Origin of the sequence: Amycolatopsis sp. cg13 (assembly GCF_041346965.1) — a bacterium.
In the GTDB taxonomy this organism is placed as follows: domain Bacteria; phylum Actinomycetota; class Actinomycetes; order Mycobacteriales; family Pseudonocardiaceae; genus Amycolatopsis.
Window position 1 is genome coordinate 2875889 of the sequence record NZ_CP166848.1, and the last position, 21419, is coordinate 2897307.

Sequence of the window (21419 nt, forward strand, 5' to 3'; positions counted from 1 at the left end):
GGCTCAGAGCTTGGAGCCGACGAGCTTGATCAGGTCGGCGAGGCGGTTCGAGTAGCCCCACTCGTTGTCGTACCAGCCGACGACCTTGACCTGGTTCCCGATCACCTTGGTGAGCGGCGAGTCGTAGATGCAGGACGCCGGGTCGGTGACGATGTCCGAGGACACGATCGGGTCGACCGAGTACTTCAGGATGCCGGCCAGCGGGCCTTCGGCGGCGGCCTGGTACGCGGCGTTGATCTCCTCGACCGTGGCGGACTTCTTGAGGGTCACGGTGAGGTCGGTGGCCGAGCCGGTCGGGACCGGGACGCGCAGCGCGTAGCCGTCCAGCTTGCCGAGCAGCTCCGGCAGCACGAGGCCGATCGCCTTGGCCGCGCCGGTGGAGGCCGGGACGACGTTGAGGGCGGCGGCGCGGGCGCGGCGCAGGTCCTTGTGCGGGCCGTCCTGCAGATTCTGGTCCTGCGTGTAGGCGTGGATCGTGGTCATCAGGCCCTGCTCGATGCCGAAGGCGTCGTTGAGGACCTTGGCCAGCGGGCCGAGGCAGTTGGTGGTGCAGGACGCGTTGGAGATGATCGTCTGCGAGCCGTCGTACTTGTCGTCGTTGACGCCGAGGACGACGGTCAGGTCCTCGCCCTTGGCGGGCGCGGAGATGATGACCTTCTTGGCGCCGCCGGCGATGTGCGCCTTGGCGGCGTCGGCGTTGGTGAAGAAGCCGGTCGACTCGACGACGACGTCCACGCCCAGGTCGCCCCAGGGCAGGTTGGCCGGGTCGCGCTCGGCGAGGGCCTTGATGGTCTTGCCGTCGACGACGATGCCCTCGTCGGAGACGCTGACCTCGCCCGGGAAGCGGCCGAGGATCGAGTCGTACTTGAGCAGGTGGGCCATGGTGGCGACGTCGCCGAGGTCGTTGAACGCGACGACCTCGATGTCGTGACCGCTCGCCTTCACGGCACGGAAGAAGTTGCGGCCGATCCGGCCGAAGCCGTTGACACCTACGCGAACGGTCACTGCTGCCACTCCTCTGGTGTTGATCACGGCGGCGGCGCGCCGGCCGCCGACCGTGGGGTTGGACACTGCTGAAGTTCTCGTCCGGGACGCCCGCCCCGGAGAGCGCTTCCGCGACTTCCGGAATCGGTGCAACCCTAGCGTGCGGGCGCCGTTGCCCCGGACTGCCCTGACGAGACTTCCACCACTGCCCGGGGACGTCAAGAATCGATTAAGAACCCAGCTCAGCCGGGTGAGGCCCCGAAACGGGGCGAGCGCTCCCGCCGGGGTCCGGGGCCGGAGCGGACCAGTGGCTTGATCGGTCTTGGTGCCCCGGTTCACGCTGTCGGGCGGCTTTCGCCGAGCGATGCGGCGCAGGACCGCACGGGCGCGGGCGGAGGAGAGCAACGAGGGGAGTTCGGAGGCGGGCTCGGCCGGGATCGTGCGGCGGGTTCGACGCCGATTCGGACACCCGGAACGGGACCCCGTTCGGCGACCGTCAAGGTCGATTCGCGGGAGACCACATGCACGACGAACCCCACCCGGCAGCCTCGATCGCCCGTCGCCCCCGGCGCAGGCCGCTTCGGGCGTTTTGCGCAAACGCAGGGGACTGCCGAACCTCTTGGGCTAAGTTGATCTTCGCGATTCCGCGACGCGCCGGAAGGCATCCAGGGGAGGAACGGCGAAAATGCAGCCAGGCGGGTACCCGCAGCATCCAAATCCACCGGGGCAACCCCCTTGCGGAGGACATCCCGGCCAGGGGCAAGGCGGGTATCCCCACCAATTCCCCCAGGGATCGCCCGGGTCGGGGGCGCAGTGGAACCCCGGCGGCATTCCTCGCCAGGAGACAGCACCGGAAGGCAACAGCGCCGGCGGCGGCAAGAAGCCGCGGAAGAAGTGGAGCCGCAAGAAGAAGCTCTTCGTTTTCATCCCGTCCGGCATCGGGCTCGCCTTGGCCGTGGCGTTTCTCTGCCTGGTCGTCGTGGTCAACTGGACCCACATCACCGGAGTCCGGACTGTCACCGACGACGCGGCAGGCCTCGAGTACGAGGTCGGCGACGAGTGGACTCCCTTCACCGCCCGGCTGACCATGGGCGGCGGCGAGTGGAAGATGCTGCAGTACGGCGTCGGCGAGTGCCACGGCACGAAGGACGGGAAGCCTTCTCAGGCCGGGGTGACGAAAGCGTCCATCTTCACCGCGGCGTATCCGGCTGGTTCCGGTGCGAGCAAAGAAGAGGCCTTGAAGCTTTTCCAGAAGATCATCCCGCCCTTCTACGAGACGAGTACCGGCTTCAAGTTCCAAGAGGTCAACAACGGCGAGCACGGCCAATGGGGCGACGTGAACATCGACGGAGTCCAGGGATTCAAGTATTCCGTCCGTCCCGCCCACCACGGTGTCGCCGACTGCGACGGCGGCGTCAATACGGACCCTGATTTCGACAACGGCATGGTCTTCGTGGCGCTCCCGTCGAAGGATTCCGCCGGGAAACCGGTGACCGCCGTCCTCTGCTACTACCTGATGGATCCGACCTTGGCCATCGACGGATACCGGAATCTGACCAAAGAGGACAAGGACGAGATCCTCAAATCGTTCAAGGTGAACAAGTAGGTTTTCGCGCCCCGGGCGACCTGGCCCGCTGTAGCCCGGCGGACCAGGTCGCGGACCGGCCTGTTCGCTGGACGCCTGGCGGGGACAGATGAGCTGCCGAACAGGCCCTCTCGTCTCGTACTCGGCGCTCCGCAGCCGCCAAGTCTCGGCCAGCCCTGCTATCGCCCAGCCGAGCTGCCAGGCAGTCGCCCCGGCGGCTGAGTCGTACGACTCGGCACACCACCGGCTATCTCGGCACAGTACGAACCGCTATCCAGAAAGCTCCTTCTCCGCCGGGGTGCGGAACTTCGGCGTCACTCGCGCCTCCCCCAGCCACTCGCTCAGCCGGGCCGCCTCGGCCTCCACCGCGGCGGTCTTCTCGGCTCCGACGTCCTCCAGCAGACGGACCGCGATTTCTCCCGTCGGGCGGTGAGACCAGGCTCCGACGATCCGGCCGTCGCTCCAGACCGTGGGGCCGATATTGCCGCTGCGATCGAACAGGGCGGCGCGGTGCGGGCCGACGTACCAGTCTCGCGACTGCCAGCCCATCGCGGTCGGATCCAGGGCGGGGAGCAGAGCGATCCACGGGTCGGGAGCGGGGACCGGGGCGAGGTCGTCGGGCAGGGCGATTGCCGGTTCGCCGTCCAAGTCCACTTCTGCCGGGCCGATGGCGGCCAGCGCCTTTTTCGTTTGGCCCGCGTTCCAGCCGGTCCACCATCGGAGGTCGGCAACCGGGGCAGGGCCGAAGGCGTACAGCCATCGCCGGGCCAGGGCGGTTCGGGCTTCGTCTTCGGAGAGGGCTGGCCAGTCAGCGGCCGTGGAGCGGCCCGGGTTGTCGTCGGGGCCAGCTCCGGCGGCACCCTCTGCCAGCCAATCGGTCAGCAGCGACCAGTAGTACTGCGTGCTTTGCCAACTCCCCCGCGGGCGGCCTCGCACGATGTGTCCCTCTGCCGCCAGCTGGAACAACACCCGGCTGGTGACGTTGCCGATCGACTCGTAGGGCTTCCCCTTAGCCATCAGCAGTTGCTGACGCAGGCGCGGTTCGTCGTCCGCCAGTTGCTGGGCGGTTGCCGATCCTCTGGCGCGCAAGGCTTTTTCGACGCTCGCCAGCACCTCGTCCAGCCAATCGGCCGGATTCGGGACGTTGTCCGGGTGGCCCAGGGTGCCCAATTGCTTTTCCAGCAGGCGGCGTTGACGCGCGGCGATGTCGTAGGAACAAGCCGCCTGCACCTGGGCGGCGGTGGCGACATCGGTGACGAACACGGTGCGCCGCATGCCCAGCAAGCGCAGGAGGGTGCGCCGGGAGTACAGCGCTTCCTCGACATCGGCGACCGAGATCGCGTGCACGCGCGACCACGAAGACAGGTACACCGAGGCGGGATCGGTGGCGTGCAGTGCGACGACGCCGTCGACTGCTTCCTCGACGGTCGTCGTCCGCGCCGCCAGGTGGTGGCGTACGCCGAGGCGGGCCCGGCGCTGGGCGAGGGTCATCTTCACGACTCGATTCCTACCAGGAGGGTCCGACAGAAATCGCACAAGCGCTGGTCAAGAGAACAAACCGGCGGGCATGGCGGTGCGGAACCAGACCGGGGCCGATTCGGGAGGACCCGCAGTCTGGTGACCACGTTGGACACCAAAGCGGCAGGCGGGCAGGGGCTGGCGTACGTGCCCATCGGCTGACGGGCCTCGGCGCGCGGTGTGCCGTCCGGGGCAGACCGCGCGCCAGCCGTCAGGCCGGTTGTTCTTCTTCGGCGGACGAATCCACCGGAGTAGCCGCACGGCTGAACATCCGCGTCGCCGAAAGCCGGGCCACCCCGTCGGGGTCCCCGAGGTCGTCGAGCGAGTTCCGGATCGTCGCGTCCACCGACAGGTACTTCCGCCCGGCGCGCAGGTCCGCGTCGTTGCGCAGCCGCACGATCAGCGGGAATTCCGCCAGCGCGCCCGCGTCGAACAGGCCCGTCGTGTAGATCAGCTGCACACCCAGCGCTTCCGCCACGGCCCGCTGCAGTTCCAGCAGGTACCCGGCCGACGCCCGGCCGATCGGGTTGTCCAGGAACAGCACGCCCGAATGCCGGTTCCGCGCCTTGCCCCGGTTGTTGGCGCGCAACGCCGCCAGCGTGCAGTACAGGATGATCGCCGCGGTCAGCTGCTGGCCGCCGGAGAACACGTCGCGGATTTCGGACACCCGCTGGCGTTCGGTGCGCAGCACGGAGTCCGGTTTGAGCATGTCGACCCGGTACCCCTTTGGCGAGGCGACGTGCACCCCTCGCAGCACCAGCGACAGCCCGTCGCGCTTCACGTCGCGGCCGTCGGCGGTCTTGCCCGCGGCCGCCTCGTCGACGACCTCGCCCAGTTTTTCCGCCAGCACATGGTCTTCCAGCTCGGTGAACCGGATCCGCAGGAACTCCTGGCCGGACCAGTCGCCGAGCCCGTCGGGCAGCCGCGACACCCGCTGCGCCGACCGCAGGGTGCGCAGCGCGCCTTCGACCATGCCCTGCAGGCGCGTAATGATGCCGCCGCGGTGCCGGTCGATCTGCGCGAGGTCGTCGGTGAGCGTCCGCAGTCGCGGTCGCAGCGCCTCGCTCCATTCCGCCGCGTGCGCGGGAAGCTGGTCCCGCTTGACGGAAATCACCTGCTGCCGCACCGGCGTGCTGAGCTTCTCGAACCGCTTTTCCGTCGCGTACTGCGCCAGCTGGTCGGCCGCCGCGCGCACCCGCCGGTCGCCGGAATCGGCCGCCGACTGCGCGTCGTTCAGCACGGTGTTGAGCTGGTTGTACCGGGTCCGCGCGGACTCGACATCGCCGTCGTACGCGTCCGCCGGATCGTCGGAACGCAAGTGCGCCAACGATTCCGACAGCAACCCGAAGCCGGACGCCGAAGCCTTGGCCGCGTCCAGCGTCGCGTCCGCGGCCGCTCGGCGTTCCTGCAGCTCTTCCCACTTCCGCGCCGCTGCGGACACTTCCAGCGACGCCGCATCGATCAGCTCGAGGCCGTGCTCGATGTCGCGCGGTCGCTCGGCCGGAGAAGCGACGCCGGTCTGCAACGGCAGGACGTCCAACTCAGCCCGACGCGTCGACACCTGGCCGATCGCTTCGGTGCGTTCCTCTTCCAAAGCGTCGACAACCCGTCGCGCCCGCGCCAAGGCTGCCGCCCGCGTGGAAGAGTCCGAACCGTCCGGCGTCTCCAGCAACGTCGCCGCACGCACTCGGACTTCTTCGTCCAGCGCTTCCAACGCAGAAGAAGCCGCTGCTTCGGCAGACTCAGCCTGCTCCAGCTCGGCCCGGAGATCGCTGCCGACCTCGACCTTCGCGTACGCCTCCGACGCCGAAGCAAAGGTGCGCCGCAAGGCATCCACCGGTTCCGAAGGCGTTTCGACGTCTTCCGGCAACTCGGCCGCGCCGGGCACTTCAGCCAGTTCGGAACGCGCGGTGGTGACGGTACGGCGGTGTCCGTCAGCGGTCCGCTGCTCCTCCCCCGCCTGCTCGCGCAACCGCGCCGCCCGCGCCGACGCCTCGGCCGCCGAATTCTCCGCGCGTTCCGCGATTTCCGTTGCCCGCTCGACTTCTTCGGTCCATTCCGCGACGCGTGCGGCCCGAGTGGACAGTTCGCCAAGCCGACGCGCCTTCTCCTCGGCTTCCGCGGCGGCGGTCCGCAACGCCGGGACCCGCTCCCGCAGCGAGGTGACTTTTTCGCTCAACCGGGCGAATTCCGCCTCCGCCTGGCCAAGCGCGGTCTGCGCGGTCTCCCGTGCGACGCGCGCGGTTTCGGCCTGTTCAGCGAGCGTCCCGATCGCACCGGCCGGGTAGTCCTCGCGCCAGGTGGTGAGCTTCCAGGTCAAAGCACCATCAGCGGCCAGCGACTCCGACAGTTGCTCCAGCCGACGCTGCCGTTCCGCGTGCCGCTGCGCCACGGCTTCCCGCTCGGTGTCGGCGGCTTCCTCGTCGTACATCGCCGGGTTCGGCGGCACGAGGAATTCGACGCCCGCCGCGGCGGGAACATCGGCCGCCTGAAACGCGTCCGTGGTACCGACCGCGACGACCGCGCTCGGCAGCAGCCGCTCGGAGGACAGCACCTCACGCGCCCGCTTCACCTGCGCCGCGTCGTTCAGCAGCACCCCGGCGACGAGCTGCGGCATCCGCTCCAGCACTTCGTCGCGCCGCACCGAGTCCAGTTTGGACAGATAACGCCAGCCCGACCACGCGGTGATTCCGGCCTGCTCCAACGCATCCAGCGCGGCCTGCACGTCCTCCGGCGGCGGCAGCAGCCCGCCCGAACCGAGCGCCGCGAGCGCCCGCTCGTCGGCCGACTCCTCCATCCGCAGCGCGGTCTGTTCCTTCTCCACCGCCGCGCTCGCGTCGCGCAAACGCTGCAGCAGCACCGGAAGATCGCTCTCCAGCTTGACGTCGTCCGCGCCGAGCAGCTCCATCAACCGCGGCTCAGCGGCCAGCGCATCGGTACGCCGGTGCGCGCGTTCGAGGTCTTCGGCGGCTCGGACAAGACGATCCTGCGTGGACCCGGCGAGCTGGTGCGCCTCGTTGACCGAGCGCTGCGCCGCTTGCAGATCCTCGCCGACCCGGTCGAGTTCCTGTTCCCGGCGAACGGATTCCGCCCTCGCGGCCTCAGCTTCGGCTCGCGCCGCCCTGGCCGACTCCGCGACGTCCGCACCGGACGTCAAAAGTCCACTCCGGACCGACTCCGAGATTTCCTCACGCAGCTCAGCAATCCGCGACGACAGCCCGCGCGCCTCAGCCCGACGACCAGCAGCCAGGTTCGCCGATTCGTCCCGTTCGGTCTGCGCCTTTTCCGCTTCAGCACGCAGCGCGTCCGCGTGCGCCTCGGCTTTGTCCGCCTGCCGCTGCGCATCACGCGCCAGCGAAATCAAACCGCGCCCCAACGCGACTGCCGCCGCATCCCGTGCGGCCAGCGCCGGCTTCGCCTTCTCCTCGCGGTTTCCGACCAGCTCCCGCAGGTCTTTCGCCTTGCGCGCAGCGTTCAACCGGTTCAGCACGGTCGCTGTTTCGCGCCACGCCTCGGCTTGCGTCTTCGCCTCGGCCAGCTCGCCGTCGACGCGCTCGCGTTCGATCTGCGCTTCTTCCAGCCGCAGCACCGCGACCAGCCGCCGCAGCTCGGTGACGCCCGCGGTCAGCCGCCGATGGTCGCCCTCGGCGAGCTTTTCGGCAGTCCGGACCTCCTCGACGTGCTCCTCCAGCCCGGACAGCCGCGCGTTCTCCAGCTCGTTGCGCGCGTGGATCCGCCCGGCCAGCTCGCCGAGGTCCTCCCGCGCCGATTCCGCGATCCGGCGCGACGCCGCAGCCACGCCTTCTTCCTCAGCCAGCGGACCGAGCAGTTCGAGCGCACCTTCGACGAAGTCCTTCTCCGCCATCAGATCGCCGCGCTGCGCGAGGTTGTTCGCGTACGTCGACACGACCTCGGCGAGGTCCTTCGGCTCGTCCTCCGACAGCACCGCGCGCAGCAGGAACTCCACGAACGCCTCGTCGGTGGAGAACTGGAACGCGTCGGCCGCCTCGCCCTCGCCCGCGTTCATCGCACGCTGGTAGCGGAACAGCTCGGTGTCGAGGCCGAGCTGGTCGAGCCGTCCGGTCCACTCGTGGTGCCGGCGCGTCCAGAACAGCTCCAGCTCCGGTTCGGCCATCGCGGCACCCGCGATCCGGTCGTGGAACCCGGACATCGTGAGCAGCCGGCCGTCCTCGGTCAGCGGCAGCGAATCGAGCGCGACGTCGGCGGTCGGGCGGAAGCAGTACCAGGAGTCGACCAGGTTCTCCGAATCCGCGGACGTCACATGCCCGCGCCACTCCGACACCTTGCCGGTGATCACCCGCTGCCCGGTCTCGACGTGCAGCCACTCCAGCACCACATGCGCGACGTCCTTGGCCGTCACGAACTTCTCCAGCACCTTCGTGCTCGTGGTGCCGACGACCTGGCGCCGCCCGGGCAGCATGACCGAGAAGATCAGCTTGATCAGCACCGACTTGCCGCCGCCGTTCTCCAGGAACAGCACGCTCGCCGGCGACGGGCGGCGCACCGGGCCGCCCGCGTGGATGCCCGCGGAGAACAGCGCGTCCTGCTTCGGCGCGGTGATCGTGGCCCCGACGCCGCTGAAGTCCAGCACCACGTCCTGGTACCGGGCGCCCGCCGGGCCCACCGAATGCAGGCGGACCCGCGAAAGCTCGTACATCCGTTTCCCCTCTACCGCGCCTGTTCCGCCTGCCGGTCCGTGAGGGGAACCCTGAGGGAATCTGATTCCCTCAGGGTTCCCCTCACGGACTTCGGTTCCCTCACTGCAGCGTGTCCGAGGCCGTCGCGCGCAGCGTTCCCCCGGCCCCGGCGACCGCGACGACGTCGAGCGCGAGCAGGTCGTCGAACGCCGCGTCCGCGGCCAGCTCCCGCACCTGGATCTGATACCGCGGCGTCGTCCGGTAAGTGCCGCCCTGCTCGTCGCTCACCTGCACCAAAAAGCCTTGATCGGCAAGGAAACGCAGCGCCCGCGACACCATGCCGCGCGTGGTGTCCGCCGCCATCCGGCCGTCCTTCGTCGCCGCTGCGGCCGGACGGCGGGCGTACGCGCGCCACGCCTGCTCCAGCTCCGGCGCGTCCGCGAGCGGGTCGTTGTTGGCCTCGGCCAGCTGCGCGCGTTCGTCGAGCACGCGCGCGGCTTCACGGACCATCGCGTCGACCTGCTCGACGCTCACCCGGCCGATGTAGGTGTCGTTGGCCAGGTCGTCCGGCCGCGGGTAGCCGAGCGCGGCCGTCGCGAGGTGGATCAGGCCGTGCAGCACCTTTTCCGTCTCGCGCCGCTCGCGGATTTTGGCTTGCCGCGCGTAGCTGTCCATCTTGATCTCGAAGACGGACTCGTCGGTGGCCGCGAGCACGCATCCGGCCTGCTGCGTCACCTCCAGCACCATCAGCCCGAGCCCGGACGCGACCGCGTGGGTGAGCGCCTTGAACGCGTTGTCCTCGCCGTAGCGGCGCACCAGCTCGCCGTACACGACGTCGCGGGCGGGCAGTTGCTTCGGGCGCATGCCGAAAGCGACGAGGCGCGCGGCGGCCTCGGCGTCGACGCTCGTGTGCGTCACGGGCATCAGGCGACCTCCTCGGTCTCGTCGTCAGCTCGTTCGACCTCCGCGGTGGACAGCAGCAGATCGGCCCCGCCGAACTCCGGGTCGTCGAGCAGGGTGCCGTCGTCGACGGCGAGCAGCACGTGGCGTTCCCCCTGCCGGCGCGCCGCGCCGACCTCGGGACTGTAAGCGTGCACCGCGCGCAGCGCGACCAGGGACGCCAGGTTCGGCTGCCCGGAGCGGCGCGCGTCCTCCAGCAGCCCGGACAGCCGCCGCGGCACGTCGGGCAGGTCGAGCAGTTCGTCGGCAAGCCGCCACACGTCGTCGCCGAAGCGGTCGGTCACCTCGGCGGGCACCAGCTCCGGTTCCGGGACCTCGCCGACCAGCTGGTCGCGTTCCGGGGCGGGCCGCAGCAGCAGCGACACCAGCGAGGACAGCGACGGCACGACCGGCGTCGTGATGCCCGCGACGGCGTGGAAGAAGTGCTCGGCGGGCGCGGTGGCGTCGGCGAGCGGCAGGCCGAGCGTCGGCATCAGGAGCTGGCCGAACAGGTCGATCGTGGCCCGCTGCGGCGGTCCGGAGAACTGCTGGCGGTCCTGTTCGGCGCGGAAGACCGCACCGGCGTCGGCCAGCCGCGACTGGAGCCGGGTGTGGCGGCGGATGCAGTCGGCGACGATGTCGACCAGCTCGGCCGCGCGACGCTTGTGGTCCGCGTCCTCGGATTCGTCCCGTGCGGTGGTGATGTTCTTGAGGATCGCGTTTTCCGCGCGGAACCGGGATTCGATGTGCCCGAGCGCTGATTCGATCAGCTCCGGCACCTCGCTCTCCCAGTCGACCGCACGCACATCGCGACGGGTGGCGTCGAGCTTCGCGCGCAGCGTCTCGCCGTACTGCACAGTGCGGTAGCGCGCCTGTTCCGCGGCGAGCTTCGCGTCCGCGAGCCGTCCCCGGTTGATCAGGTTCTCCAGCTTCACCTCGGCCGCGATCTGCGCCGACTCGACGTCCGTGTCCAGCGCGCCGACCAGCACGTTGATCGCCTCGTCGGTGGCGCGCAGGTACACCTCGCCGTCCGGCGCGGCCAGTTCGACCAGGAGCTTGAAGTCGAACTGGCGGCGCTGGTAGCCGCCGGGGCCGAGCGAGCCGTAGACGCGCCGGAAGCCGCGGTCGGTGGTGCCGACGTTGATCAGGTTGTCCAGCACCCACTTCGCGACGCGCACGTGCTCTTCCGGCATCCGCGAGGGAGCCTGCAGCGAGATGAACGGCAGCAGCCGGTCGATGACCTGGTCGTGGCCCGCGCCGGTGTCGAAGTCCATCGCGATGGTGACCTGGTCGATCGTGTGCAGCGCGATCTCGGCCATCTGGTAGACGGTGGCGTCGGCCCAGTCGAGCTTCGCCTTGCGCGCGTCGAGGTCGTGCAACGGCGCGGTGCAGGCGAGCGCCTTCAGCCGACGGGTCAGCCCCTCGTCGGCGAGTCCGGCCGCGCCCATCTCGTCGTATCGCACAGCAGGTCAGGCTAGTCGGCCTGCCCGGGCGCCCGCACACGCGGACGGCTAGCGTGGCGGGCATGCGGGAGATGACCAGGGCGGAGTGGTGGAAGTTCGCGAGCGAGGGCACGCGGACCGGGATGCTGGGGATCGTGCGGGCCAACGGGGCGCCCGTCGTCACGCCGGTGTGGTTTCTGCTGAACGAGGGGCCTGGCGGTGACGAATTGATCTTCACCACCGGCACGGACACGCTGAAAGGCAAGGCCCTGCGCCGCGACGCGCGGATCTCGCTGGCCGTCGACGACCAGCGGCCGCCATTCTCGTACGTGCAGTTCACCGCCGAGGCGGAGCTGCACCACGACCTCGACGAAATGCGCGAGTGGGCCACCCGGCTCGGCGCGCGCTACATGGGCGAGGAGAACGGCCCGGCCTACGGCGAGCGCAACGCCGTCCCCGAAGAATCCCTCGTCCGGGCGAGGATCACGAAGGTGATCGCACGAGCGGACATCGCCGGCTTCTGACCCGCCGGTTCTTTCGGATCACGTTCCGCGGCTACGGCTGCGGAGCGTAATGCCGCGATCGCACTATTGACACCGCACCTGCCGAGGGTGTGTGATCTGTCCCGATAAATAGGAAACTTTCCTAACGAAGACGTTCTCTTCCCCGCCGCCGCCCCGATCCCCCTCAAGCAGGAGGCCCCCGTGGCACGACGCTCGACGTTGAGCGCGCTGTTCGCCGGTACCGCGGCGACCGCGCTCGGCTGCGCACTGCTGACCCCCGTGACCGCGACCGCGGCGACCGGGGATTACGAGTCCGAGGACGCGACACTCTCCCAGGCCAAGATCGCCACGAACCACTCCGGGTACTCCGGCAAGGGATTCGTGGACTTCGACAATCTCGTCGGCAGCTACGCCGACTACTCGGTCAACGCGGCACAGGCCGGCACGCACACGCTGACTTTCCGCTACGCCAACGGAACCGCCGACGACCGGCCGATGAAGCTCGTGGTCGACGGCGGCGACAAGGGCACGGTTTCCTTCCCTGCCACGGGTTCCTGGACGACGTGGAAGACCGTCACCACGACCGTGCAGCTCACCGCGGGCGTCAACCACGTGCGCACCGTTTCAGCGTCCGCGAACGGCGGGCCCAACACCGACAAGATCACCGACAGCTTCAGCGCCCCGGCCGACAACGAACCGCCGACGCCGCCGAAGAACTTCCAGGCGTCGAACATCCGGCCCACCGCGGCAGATTTCCGCTGGGACCCGGCGACGGACAACGTCGGCGTCACGCGGTACGAGATCAACCGCGGCGGCAACACGCTGAAGGTCGTGGACGGCAAGACCACCTCGGCGACCGTCGACCAGCTGACGCCGAACACGTCGTACGACATCTCGGTGATCGCCTACGACGCGGCGGGCAACCCGTCCCAGCCGAGCAACGTCGTCGGCGTGAAAACCCCGCCCAGCGACGACAAAACCCCGCCGAGCGTGCCCGGTTCGCTCAAGGCGACCGGCAGCACTTCGGACAGCATTTCGTTGTCCTGGAAGGCTTCCACCGACGACAGCGGCTCAATCGCGGGCTACGACGTGTATCAGGGCAACAACGTCGTTTCGACCACGACGCAGACTTCGGCGACGGTCACCGACCTCAAATCGAACACTTCCTACACGTTCACCGTGAAGGCGCGTGACCCCAACGGAAACGCGTCCGCGGCGAGCAACGCGGTCACCGCGAAGACGACCAGCAGCAGCGGTGCGGGCGGCGGAATCCCCTCGTACGACAAGGACATCGCGAAGGTCGACCTCGGCTGGGCCGTCGGTTTCCTGCCGAACGGCAACGCGCTGGTGACCGAACGGGACCGGTTCGAGCTGCTGCAGATCACCCCGGACGGCAAGAAGACCACGCTCGGCAAGATCCCCGGCGTGGTCACGACGAACGGCGAGGGCGGCCTGCTCGGGCTGGCGATTTCGCCGCAGTGGAACACCGACCACGCGGTGTACCTGTACCACACGTCGTCCAGCGACAACCGGATCGTGAAGGTCACCTACGACGGCACCACGCTGTCGAAGACCACGACCCCGGTGCTGACCGGCATGTCGAAAAACCAGTACCACAACGGCGGCCGGATCGCGTTCGGCCCGGACGGCAAGCTGTACGCCACCGTCGGCGACGCGAAGGTCAAGGCCAACGCGCAGAACAAGAGCTCGCTCAACGGCAAGATCCTGCGGCTCAACCCGGACGGTTCCGCGCCGAGCGACAACCCGTTCTACGCCACCGGCGGCAACGCGCGGTACGTCTGGAGCTACGGGCACCGCAACCCGCAGGGACTCGCCTGGGATTCGCAAGGGCGGCTGTGGTCGTCGGAGTTCGGCGAGAGCAGCCAGGACGAGCTGAACCTGATCCAAAAGGGCGGCAACTACGGCTGGTCGGCCTGCGAGGGCACGATCGGCGACTGCAGCGGGACGATCGCGCCGAAGAAGACGTGGCCGACCTCGCAGGCCGGACCGTCGGGCATCGAGATCGTGAACGACTGGATCTACATCGCCGCGGTGACCGGCAAGCAGCTGTTCGCAACGCAGATCAAGGGCGACAGCATCGGCACGGTGTCCGCGGTGTTCTCCGGCCGCTGGGGCCGCCTGCGCTCGGTGACCAAGACGCCGGACGGGCACCTGTGGGTGACCTCGACGAACAACGACAAGCTCGGCGGCACGCCGGACACCATCGACAACGTGGTGGTGCAGCTGAAGTTCCCCGGCGCGGGTCTCGCCGGATAAGCCGCGGCAGGGTGACCGGAGCGGCGCCGGTCACCCTGCCGCACCTTTTCAGGCTCCGGCCACCAGTTCGTAACAGCGGATGCGCGCCTTCGCGTCGAACACCGGCACTGTGACCATGATTTCGTCCGCACCGGTCTGCTTAGCCAGCTCAGCCAGCCGCGCTTGGACCTGGTCCGGTTCGCCGTACGCCTGCGCGGCGCGGAAGTGTTCGAGCTGCGGAACCATCTCCGGCGCGAACTCGTACTCGGCGGCCTGCTCCGGGGTCAGCATCGGCTGGTCTCCCCCGCCGCCGGTGAGCAGGTGGGATTTGAGGACGTTCATCGGCCCGGACAGGTATTCGGCCTCGGCGTCGGTGTCCGCGCAGATCGTCTCGACGCACAGCAGCACGTACGGCTCGGACCGCCACTTCGAGGGCCGGAACTTCTCCCGGTACCGCTCCAGCGAGGGCGCGGTGTTGTCCGGCCGGATGTGATGCGCGAACGCGATCGGCAGCCCGCGCTCGGCCGCGACCTCCGCGCCCGCCGGGCTGGAGCTGAGCAGCCACGGCTCCGGCACGTCCACTCCGCCCGGGAGCACCTTCTCGCTGCCGAGATGCCTCAGCAACTCGTCGACATCCGCGTGGTAGTCGGCCTCTCCGGCCGGTTCGGCTCCGCGGCGCAGCGCACGGATGATCTCCGGATCGAGCGCGCCCGGCCCGCGCCCGACGCCGAGATCGACCCGGCCGCCGCTGAGGGCGGAAAGCGTGCCGAACTGCTCAGCCAGCGCGAACGGCGCGTGGTTGGGTGCGAGAACCCCGCCGGACCCGACGCGCACCCGCGACGTCACCGCGGCCGCATACGCCGCGAGCACCTGCGGGGACGCGCTGGCGATCGCCGGGGAACCGTGATGCTCGGCGAACCAGAGGCGGTGGTAGCCGAGGTCGTCGAGCCGCCGAGCGACCGAGGACAGCGGCCCGAGCGCCGCCGTGGCCGACTGCCCGGCTTCGACGAGCGCGAGTTCAAGTGCGGAAAGCGGCACATCGATCATGGCCCCCACGGTAGCGAACCCGGTGGTGTGGCGGGAGTGATTTGTCCACTGTGGACGAAATCTTGGCGGCCGGACGCGGCTGAGCTGAGCAGGTGCGAGGCTCAGTACGGGGCGGTGGGCAGGTGCTCCGAGGAGCGGCAACGCACGCGTGGCAAGCGGGACGGAGCGGCGGAACACGCATAGCGGACGGGACGGAGTAGCGGAACCGCGTAGCAAGCGCGACGGAGCGGCGGAACCGCGTAGCGGGCGGGACCAATCCGCTCACCGCGCGGAGCGAATCAACGCGCGCCAACGGAGCAGGCGGAGGCGCGAGGGGCAGGAAGCCGGGCAGCGGGGTGGTCGTGAGTGGCGATGCCGGTTAGAACCGGCATCGCCACTCACGAGCCCCGCACCCATGCTCAGCCAGCGCTACCCGCCGCAGCCCGGAAGCTTCGCGACGGCCTCTCCCCCAGCGTGAACCCGACAGCCGCGTCAGGCTTCTTCCTCCAGCATTTCCGGCGTCACCGCTGATTCGGTGTCCGGGATGCTCAGTTCCTTCGCCCTCTTGTCCGCCATCGCCAGCAGCCGCCGGATCCGGCCGGCTACCGCGTCTTTCGTCATCTGCGGGTCGGACAACTGGCCCAGTTCCTCGAGCGACGCCTGGCGGTTCGACAAGCGCAGGCGACCGGCGGCGAGCAGGTGGTCCGGAGCGGTGTCGCCCAGGATTTCCAGAGCCCGCTCCACCCGGGCGGCCGCCGCGACTGCCGCGCGGGCCGAGCGGCGCAGGTTCGCGTCGTCGAAGTTCGCGAGGCGGTTGGCGGTCGCGCGGACTTCCCGGCGCATCCGGCGTTCTTCCCACTGCAGCACGCTCGTGTGCGCGCCCAGGCGGGTCAGCAGGGCTCCGATGGCGTCACCGTCGCGGACCACGACCCGGTCCGCTCCCCGTACCTCGCGGGACTTCGCCTGGATGCCCATCCGGCGGGCGGCGCCGACCAGCGCCAGGGCCGCTTCCGGGCCCGGGCAGGTCACCTCGAGGGACGACGAACGGCCCGGTTCGGTCAGCGAGCCGTGGGCCAGGAAGGCGCCGCGCCAAGCCGCTTCGGCGTCGGCCACCCCGCCGGACACCACGGCGGCGGGCAGGCCGCGCACGGGGCGCCCGCGCTGGTCGATCAGGCCGGTCTGCCGAGCCAAGCCCTCGCCGTCCTTCACCACGCGCACGACATACCGCGTCCCCTTGCGCAGGCCACCGCTCGCGGTGATCACGTGCACGTCCGAATGATGCCCGTACAGCTCGTGGATCTCCTTGCGCAGCCGCCGCGCGACCGAACCCGTGTCCAGCTCCGCCTCGACCACGACCCGGCCGGCCACGATGTGCAGCCCGCCCGCGAAGCGAAGCAGCGACGCGACCTCCGCCCGGCGCGGCCCGATCTTCGTGATCTCGAGCCGGCTCAGTTCGTCCTTCACCGCGGCGGTCATCGCCATGTACTGCCCCTCCTGCCTTTCGCTGCGCGCCCGCCGTCACCCACAGTGCTCCCCGCCGAGGCCTAGTGCCTCTCGCATGCACTGGGCGAGCGCACCTGGATCATGCCGTCCCTCCACGACCGGGTCGGCCACCGCCCCCAGGCAGGCCCTCGCTCCCAGGCGTTCGGCCGCCCGGCGCAGGCTTGCCGGGTCAGGGACGGAATCACGGTCCGCGACGACGGCGTCGACCCGCAGCGCGGGCGCGTGCTCGAAGAGTACGTCCAGATGCCGCTCCGGGGAGAATCCGCCGGTTTCCCCCGGTTGGGGGACCAAGTTCAGCACGACGACCTTCGTGGCCGTCGTGCGCACGAGCGCGTCGTGCAGATCCGGGACGAGCAAATGCGGCAGCACGCTGGTGAACCACGAGCCGGGGCCGAGGAACACGACGTCCGCCTCCAGCACCGCCTCGATCGCCTCCGCGCAGCCGCGCGGCGGGCGTTCCTGGCGGCCCGCCGGGTGCAAGGTGATGCGGTGCACCTGGCCGGGGGTGCTGGCGACCGCGACCTGGCCGCGGATCCGCCGGATCGCGTCCGGGTTCTCGCTGTCCAGGCCGCTGACCTCGCCTTCGATCTCCAGCGGCTCCGGCGACATCGGCAGCACGCGGCCGGAGATGCCCATCAGCCTGCTGGCCTCGTCGAGCGCGGCCACCGGGTCGCCGAGCACCTCGAACAGCCCGGCGAGCAGCAGGTTCCCGACGGCGTGCCCGGCGAGCGCGCCGTCGCCGCCGAAGCGGTGCTGGAACACCTCCGCCCACAGCCGCCCGCCGTCCTCCGCGGCGAAGGCGGCGAACGCCTGGCGCAGGTCGCCCGGCGGCAGCAGCCCCAGTTCGCGCCGCAGCCTGCCGGACGACCCGCCGTCGTCGGCCACCGTCACCACCGCCGTGACGGCGCAGGTGATCCGCCGGAGCGCGGTCAGCGTCGCGTGCAGCCCGTGTCCTCCGCCCAGCGCCACCGCGCGCACGTCACTCCCGGCCAAGATCCCGGTGCACCACCTTTACTGCCATGCCGTCCTCATTGGACAGTCGCTGGGCGAGTTCCTCGGAGATCGCGACGCTGCGGTGTTTGCCGCCGGTGCAGCCGACCGCGAGCGTCAGGTACCGCTTGCCCTCGCGCTTGTAGCCGGCGCCGATGAGCCGCAGCAGCTGGTGGTAACGGTCGAGGAACTCCTCGGCGCCTTCCTGCGACAGGACGTAATTGCGCACCTCGCCGTCGAGGCCGGTGTGCTCGCGCAGCTCCGGGATCCAGAACGGGTTCGGCAGGAACCGCACGTCCATCACCAGGTCGGCGTCCATCGGCAAACCGTACTTGTAGCCGAAGGACAGCACGGTGACGCGGGTCTGCGTGCTGGCCTCGGAGCCGAACGCGTCCTCGATTTTCGCGCGCAGGTCGTGCACCGACAGCGCGGACGTGTCGAGCACCAGGTCGGCCTCTTCGCGCAGCGGCGAAAGCAGCTTGCGCTCGGCGGTGATGCCGTCGGCGAGCCTGCCGTCGCCCTGCATCGGATGGCCGCGGCGGACCGATTCGAAGCGGCGCACCAGCACCGCGTCGGTGGCCTCCAGGAACAGCACGCGCGGCTTGTACCCGCGCGCGTCCAGGTCCTTGATCACCGAGGCCAGGTCGTCGGTGAACGCGCGCGAACGCACGTCCATCACCACCGCCACCTTCGTGATCGCCCCCCGCGCCTGCGCGCCGAGCTCGACCATCGTGGCGATCAGCTCCGGCGGCAGGTTGTCGACCACGAACCAGCCGAGGTCCTCCAGGCATTTGGCCGCCGTGGAGCGGCCCGCGCCGGAGAGGCCGGACACGACCGCGACCTCCATCCCGCTGCCCCGTTTTTCCTCTTCCGCACTCACTTGTGTGCTTCCTTCCCGATCACGACCCCTGGTCCCCTCCCGGTACTGCTCGCGGTGCGGCGCCGGTCTCCCCGGCCAGTGCCGCCACCACGGCCTCGGCGGTGCGCCTGCCGAAACCGGGCACCGCTTCGATTTCCTCGACCCGGGCCTGCTTGAGCTTCTTCACCGAGCCGAAGTGCTTGATCAGCGCGGTGCGCCGAGCCTGCCCGAGTCCGGGCACACTGTCCAATTCGGACGTCTGCATGCGCTTGGCGCGTTTTTCGCGGTGGTAGCGAATGGCGAACCGGTGCGCCTCGTCGCGCAGCCGCTGCAGCAGGAACAGCGCGTCGGACGTGCGCGGGAGGATCATCGGATCCGGTTCTCCCGGCAGCCACACCTCTTCGAGCCGCTTCGCGAGCCCGACGACGGCGATGTCGGTGATGCCCAGTTCCGCCAGCACGTCCGCGGCCGCGGTGGCCTGCGGGCCCGCGCCGTCGACGACCAGCAGGTTCGGCGGATAGGCGAATTTGCGCGGGCGGCCGGTCTCCGGGTCGATCCCGGCGCGCGCCGGCTGGATCGCCTCGTCCCCCGCTTCCTCTTCCTCGACGGCCTCCGAAGCGGTTTCCGTTGTCTCAGCCGCGTTTTCGGCGGTTTCCTTGAGATAGCGGTAGAAGCGCCGCCGCACGACCTCGGCGATGGACGCGACGTCGCCCTCGGTCGCCGCCTCGCGCAGCGCGAACTTGCGGTACTCGGACTTGCGCGGCAGCCCGTCCTCGAACACCACCAGCGACGCCACGACGTCGCTGCCCTGGATGTGGCTGATGTCGATGCATTCGATGCGCAGCGGCGCGGTGTCGAGCGCCAGGTAGTCCTGGAGTTCCTGCAGCGCCGCGGACCGCGCGGTGAGATCGCCCGCGCGGCGCAGTTTGTGCTGGGTGAACGCTTCCTTCGCGTTGCGCTCCACCGTTTCCGCGAGCGCCTTCTTGTCGCCGCGCTGCGCGACTCGCAGCCGCACCCGCGACCCGCGCAGACCAGACAGCCACTCCTCGACCGCGTCGGCGTCCGCGGGCAGCTCCGGCACCAGCACTTCGCGCGGGACGACCGGGCCGGTCTCGACGTCGTCGCGGCCCGCGCGGTCGGATTCCTCGCCGTAGAACTGGGTGAGGAAGTGGTCGACCAGCGCTTGGACGTCCATCTCCTCGGCCTTGTCGATCACCCAGCCGCGCTGCCCGCGCACGCGCCCGCCGCGCACGTGGAACACCTGCACGGCGGCCTCGAGTTCGTCGTGCGCGAAGGCGACGACATCGGCGTCTGTGCCGTCGCCGAACACCACGGCCTGCTTCTCCATCGCGCGACGCAACGCGCCGAGGTCGTCCCGCAGCCGCGCGGCGCGTTCGAACTCCAGTTCCTCCGACGCCGCGGCCATCTCCCGTTCGAGCCGCTTCACCATCGCGTCCGTGCGGCCGGCGAGGAAGTCGCAGAAGTCCTCGACGATCGCCCGGTGCTCGTCCGCCGACACCCGGCCGACGCACGGTGCCGAGCACTTGTCGATGTAGCCGAGCAGGCACGGCCGCCCGATCTGCCCGTGGCGGCGGAAGACGCCGGTGGAACAGGTGCGGGCGGGGAAAACGCGCAGGAGAAGGTCGAGGGTTTCGCGGATCGCCCACGCGTGCGAGTACGGCCCGAAGTAGCGGACGCCCTTCTTGCGCGCGCCGCGGTAGACGTGCAGCCGGGGGAATTCCTCGTTCAGCGTGACCGCGAGGACCGGGTAGCTCTTGTCGTCGCGGTAGCGGACGTTGAAGCGAGGGTCGAACTCCTTGATCCAGTTGTACTCCAGCTGGAGCGCCTCGACCTCGGTGCCGACGACGGTCCACTCGACGCTCGCCGCGGTGGTGACCATCTGCCGCGTGCGCGGATGAAGGCCGGACAGGTCGGCGAAGTACGAGTTCAGCCTGCTGCGCAGGCTCTTCGCTTTGCCGACGTAGATGACCCGCTTGGCGTCGTCGCGGAACTTGTAGACGCCAGGCGAGTCCGGGATGCTCCCCGGCTGAGGTCGGTAGGTGGTCGGATCAGCCACGTGCCCCACTGTATGGCGAGGGTCCGACAGTTTCCGTGAGACCCCACCGGCTGGAACGAGACGGCCGCATGACTCTCCGCTCCAGCAGTCCTCCGTGAAGGGCTCCTTGCAGGAATCTGATTCCCTCAAGGAGCCCTTCACGGACATCTGCATTGCGTACCAGGCAGAGCCCGGACACCCGGCGGACGCGCATCGATCGTGGCGCCGCGACCGGGAGCCGACACCGGCCTGCCGGTACCGTAGCCTCGCCGACCCGCCGAACGATCAGGAGCGCAGCCATGACCGTCCGCGTCGCCACCTGGAACGTCAATTCCATCGTTCCCCGGCTGCCTCGCGTGCTCGACTGGCTCGACCGCACCGCGCCGGACGTGCTCTGCCTGCAGGAACTCAAGAACACCACCGAAGCCTTCCCCGCCGACGAGATCACCGCGCGCGGGTACGAGGTCGCCGCCTACGGGCTCGGGCGGTGGAACGGCGTCGCGATCCTCTCGAAGATCGGGCTCGACGACGTGGTGCGCGGGCTGCCGGGCGAACCGGGCTTCGACGGGCAGGCCGAGGCGCGCGCGATCGGCGCGACGTGCGGTGGGATCCGCATCTGGTCGGTGTACGTGCCGAACGGGCGCGAGCCGGAAAACCCGCACTACGCCTACAAACTCGAGTGGTTCGAGAAGCTCAGCGATCTGGTCGGCGAAGAGCTGCAGCACGCGCGTCCGTTCGCGGTGATGGGCGACTTCAACGTTGCGCCAACGGATCAGGACGTCTGGGACATCTCGGTTTTCGCCGAGTCCACGCACGTCACCGAGCCCGAACGGGCAGCGCTGAAGAAGCTCCGCGACGCGGGACTGTCCGACGTTTTCCCGCGGCCGCTGAAGTACGACCACCCGTTCACGTACTGGGACTACCGCGCCGGGAACTTCCCCAACAACAAGGGAATGCGCATCGACCTCGTCTACGGGAACGAGGTTTTCGCCAAGGCGGTCACCGATTCCTACGTGGACCGCGAGGCCCGCAAGGGCAAGGGGCCGTCCGACCACGCGCCGATCGTCGTGGATCTGGAGCTGGATCCGGAGCGGTAAGAA

Annotated in this window: 14 protein-coding genes; 4 read left to right on the top strand and 10 right to left on the bottom strand. The window is 69.7% G+C overall.

The window, feature by feature from the left end; genetic code table 11:
- Window positions 1–3 precede the first annotated feature (3 nt).
- Window positions 4–1005: a type I glyceraldehyde-3-phosphate dehydrogenase gene (gap, locus tag AB5I40_RS12945; protein WP_370938741.1), complete on the bottom strand. Its 1002-nt coding sequence runs from the start codon at window positions 1003–1005 to the stop codon at window positions 4–6.
- A 928-nt stretch (window positions 1006–1933) separates the two neighbouring features.
- Between gap and AB5I40_RS12950 the strand changes: the two genes are divergently transcribed.
- Window positions 1934–2590 (top strand): hypothetical protein, encoded by a 657-nt coding sequence (locus tag AB5I40_RS12950; protein ID WP_370938742.1) that lies wholly within the window; start codon window positions 1934–1936, stop codon window positions 2588–2590.
- Window positions 2591–2839: 249 nt separating this feature from the next.
- On the opposite strand, the gene AB5I40_RS12955 is transcribed toward AB5I40_RS12950, so the two are convergent.
- From AB5I40_RS12955 to AB5I40_RS12970, 4 genes are all read right to left on the bottom strand, one after another.
- Complete coding sequence (locus tag AB5I40_RS12955) at window positions 2840–4060, bottom strand: winged helix DNA-binding domain-containing protein (protein ID WP_370940506.1); 1221 nt, start codon at window positions 4058–4060, stop codon at window positions 2840–2842.
- A gap of 238 nt (window positions 4061–4298) precedes the next feature.
- Window positions 4299–8765 (bottom strand): hypothetical protein, encoded by a 4467-nt coding sequence (locus tag AB5I40_RS12960; RefSeq protein ID WP_370938743.1) that lies wholly within the window; start codon window positions 8763–8765, stop codon window positions 4299–4301.
- A 100-nt stretch (window positions 8766–8865) separates the two neighbouring features.
- Window positions 8866–9669: a hypothetical protein gene (locus AB5I40_RS12965; protein WP_037814632.1), complete on the bottom strand. Its 804-nt coding sequence runs from the start codon at window positions 9667–9669 to the stop codon at window positions 8866–8868.
- A complete protein-coding gene (locus AB5I40_RS12970) occupies window positions 9669–11132 on the bottom strand; it encodes a hypothetical protein (RefSeq protein WP_370940507.1) in 1464 nt (487 codons plus the stop codon). The genes AB5I40_RS12965 and AB5I40_RS12970 overlap by 1 nt, the downstream gene beginning before the upstream one ends.
- 77 nt (window positions 11133–11209) lie before the next feature.
- Here AB5I40_RS12970 and AB5I40_RS12975 point away from each other — a divergent pair, with 77 nt between their 5' ends.
- Both AB5I40_RS12975 and AB5I40_RS12980 read left to right on the top strand, forming a co-directional pair.
- Window positions 11210–11650 carry a PPOX class F420-dependent oxidoreductase gene (locus AB5I40_RS12975; protein ID WP_344267267.1) on the top strand — a complete coding sequence of 147 codons (441 nt, stop codon included), beginning with the start codon at window positions 11210–11212 and terminating at the stop codon, window positions 11648–11650.
- 180 nt (window positions 11651–11830) lie between these two features.
- Window positions 11831–13906, top strand: coding sequence for a PQQ-dependent sugar dehydrogenase (locus AB5I40_RS12980; RefSeq protein ID WP_370938744.1), 2076 nt, complete (start codon window positions 11831–11833; stop codon window positions 13904–13906).
- A 48-nt stretch (window positions 13907–13954) separates the two neighbouring features.
- Here the strand turns inward: AB5I40_RS12980 and AB5I40_RS12985 are convergent, their stop codons facing one another.
- The 5 genes from AB5I40_RS12985 to uvrC all read right to left on the bottom strand — a co-directional run bounded on the left by AB5I40_RS12985 (window position 13955) and on the right by uvrC (window position 20340).
- Window positions 13955–14932, bottom strand: coding sequence for an LLM class flavin-dependent oxidoreductase (locus AB5I40_RS12985; protein WP_370938745.1), 978 nt, complete (start codon window positions 14930–14932; stop codon window positions 13955–13957).
- Window positions 14933–15403: 471 nt separating this feature from the next.
- Window positions 15404–16393, bottom strand: a complete 990-nt coding sequence (whiA, locus tag AB5I40_RS12990) for a DNA-binding protein WhiA (protein ID WP_093574335.1) — start codon at window positions 16391–16393, stop codon at window positions 15404–15406.
- 36 nt (window positions 16394–16429) lie between these two features.
- A complete protein-coding gene (gene yvcK, locus AB5I40_RS12995) occupies window positions 16430–17392 on the bottom strand; it encodes a uridine diphosphate-N-acetylglucosamine-binding protein YvcK (protein WP_370940508.1) in 963 nt (320 codons plus the stop codon).
- Between the two features lies 1 nt (window position 17393).
- Window positions 17394–18251: an RNase adapter RapZ gene (gene rapZ, locus AB5I40_RS13000; RefSeq protein ID WP_020658140.1), complete on the bottom strand. Its 858-nt coding sequence runs from the start codon at window positions 18249–18251 to the stop codon at window positions 17394–17396.
- Between the two features lie 52 nt (window positions 18252–18303).
- On the bottom strand, window positions 18304–20340 hold the full coding sequence (gene uvrC, locus AB5I40_RS13005; RefSeq protein ID WP_370938746.1) for an excinuclease ABC subunit UvrC: 2037 nt from the start codon (window positions 20338–20340) through the stop codon (window positions 18304–18306).
- 278 nt (window positions 20341–20618) lie between these two features.
- Here uvrC and AB5I40_RS13010 point away from each other — a divergent pair, with 278 nt between their 5' ends.
- Window positions 20619–21416 carry an exodeoxyribonuclease III gene (locus AB5I40_RS13010; protein ID WP_370938748.1) on the top strand — a complete coding sequence of 266 codons (798 nt, stop codon included), beginning with the start codon at window positions 20619–20621 and terminating at the stop codon, window positions 21414–21416.
- Window positions 21417–21419 lie beyond the last annotated feature (3 nt).

Coding starts and splice junctions, on each gene's coding strand:
- whiA (WP_093574335.1), bottom strand. CDS start 16,393: ATGGCGATGACCGCCGCGGTGAAGGACGAACTGAGCCGGCTCGAGATC.
- AB5I40_RS12960 (WP_370938743.1), bottom strand. CDS start 8,765: ATGTACGAGCTTTCGCGGGTCCGCCTGCATTCGGTGGGCCCGGCGGGC.
- AB5I40_RS13010 (WP_370938748.1), top strand. CDS start 20,619: ATGACCGTCCGCGTCGCCACCTGGAACGTCAATTCCATCGTTCCCCGG.
- AB5I40_RS12985 (WP_370938745.1), bottom strand. CDS start 14,932: ATGATCGATGTGCCGCTTTCCGCACTTGAACTCGCGCTCGTCGAAGCC.
- AB5I40_RS12975 (WP_344267267.1), top strand. CDS start 11,210: ATGCGGGAGATGACCAGGGCGGAGTGGTGGAAGTTCGCGAGCGAGGGC.
- AB5I40_RS12955 (WP_370940506.1), bottom strand. CDS start 4,060: ATGACCCTCGCCCAGCGCCGGGCCCGCCTCGGCGTACGCCACCACCTG.
- AB5I40_RS12965 (WP_037814632.1), bottom strand. CDS start 9,669: ATGCCCGTGACGCACACGAGCGTCGACGCCGAGGCCGCCGCGCGCCTC.
- AB5I40_RS12970 (WP_370940507.1), bottom strand. CDS start 11,132: ATGGGCGCGGCCGGACTCGCCGACGAGGGGCTGACCCGTCGGCTGAAG.
- rapZ (WP_020658140.1), bottom strand. CDS start 18,251: ATGGAGGTCGCGGTCGTGTCCGGCCTCTCCGGCGCGGGCCGCTCCACG.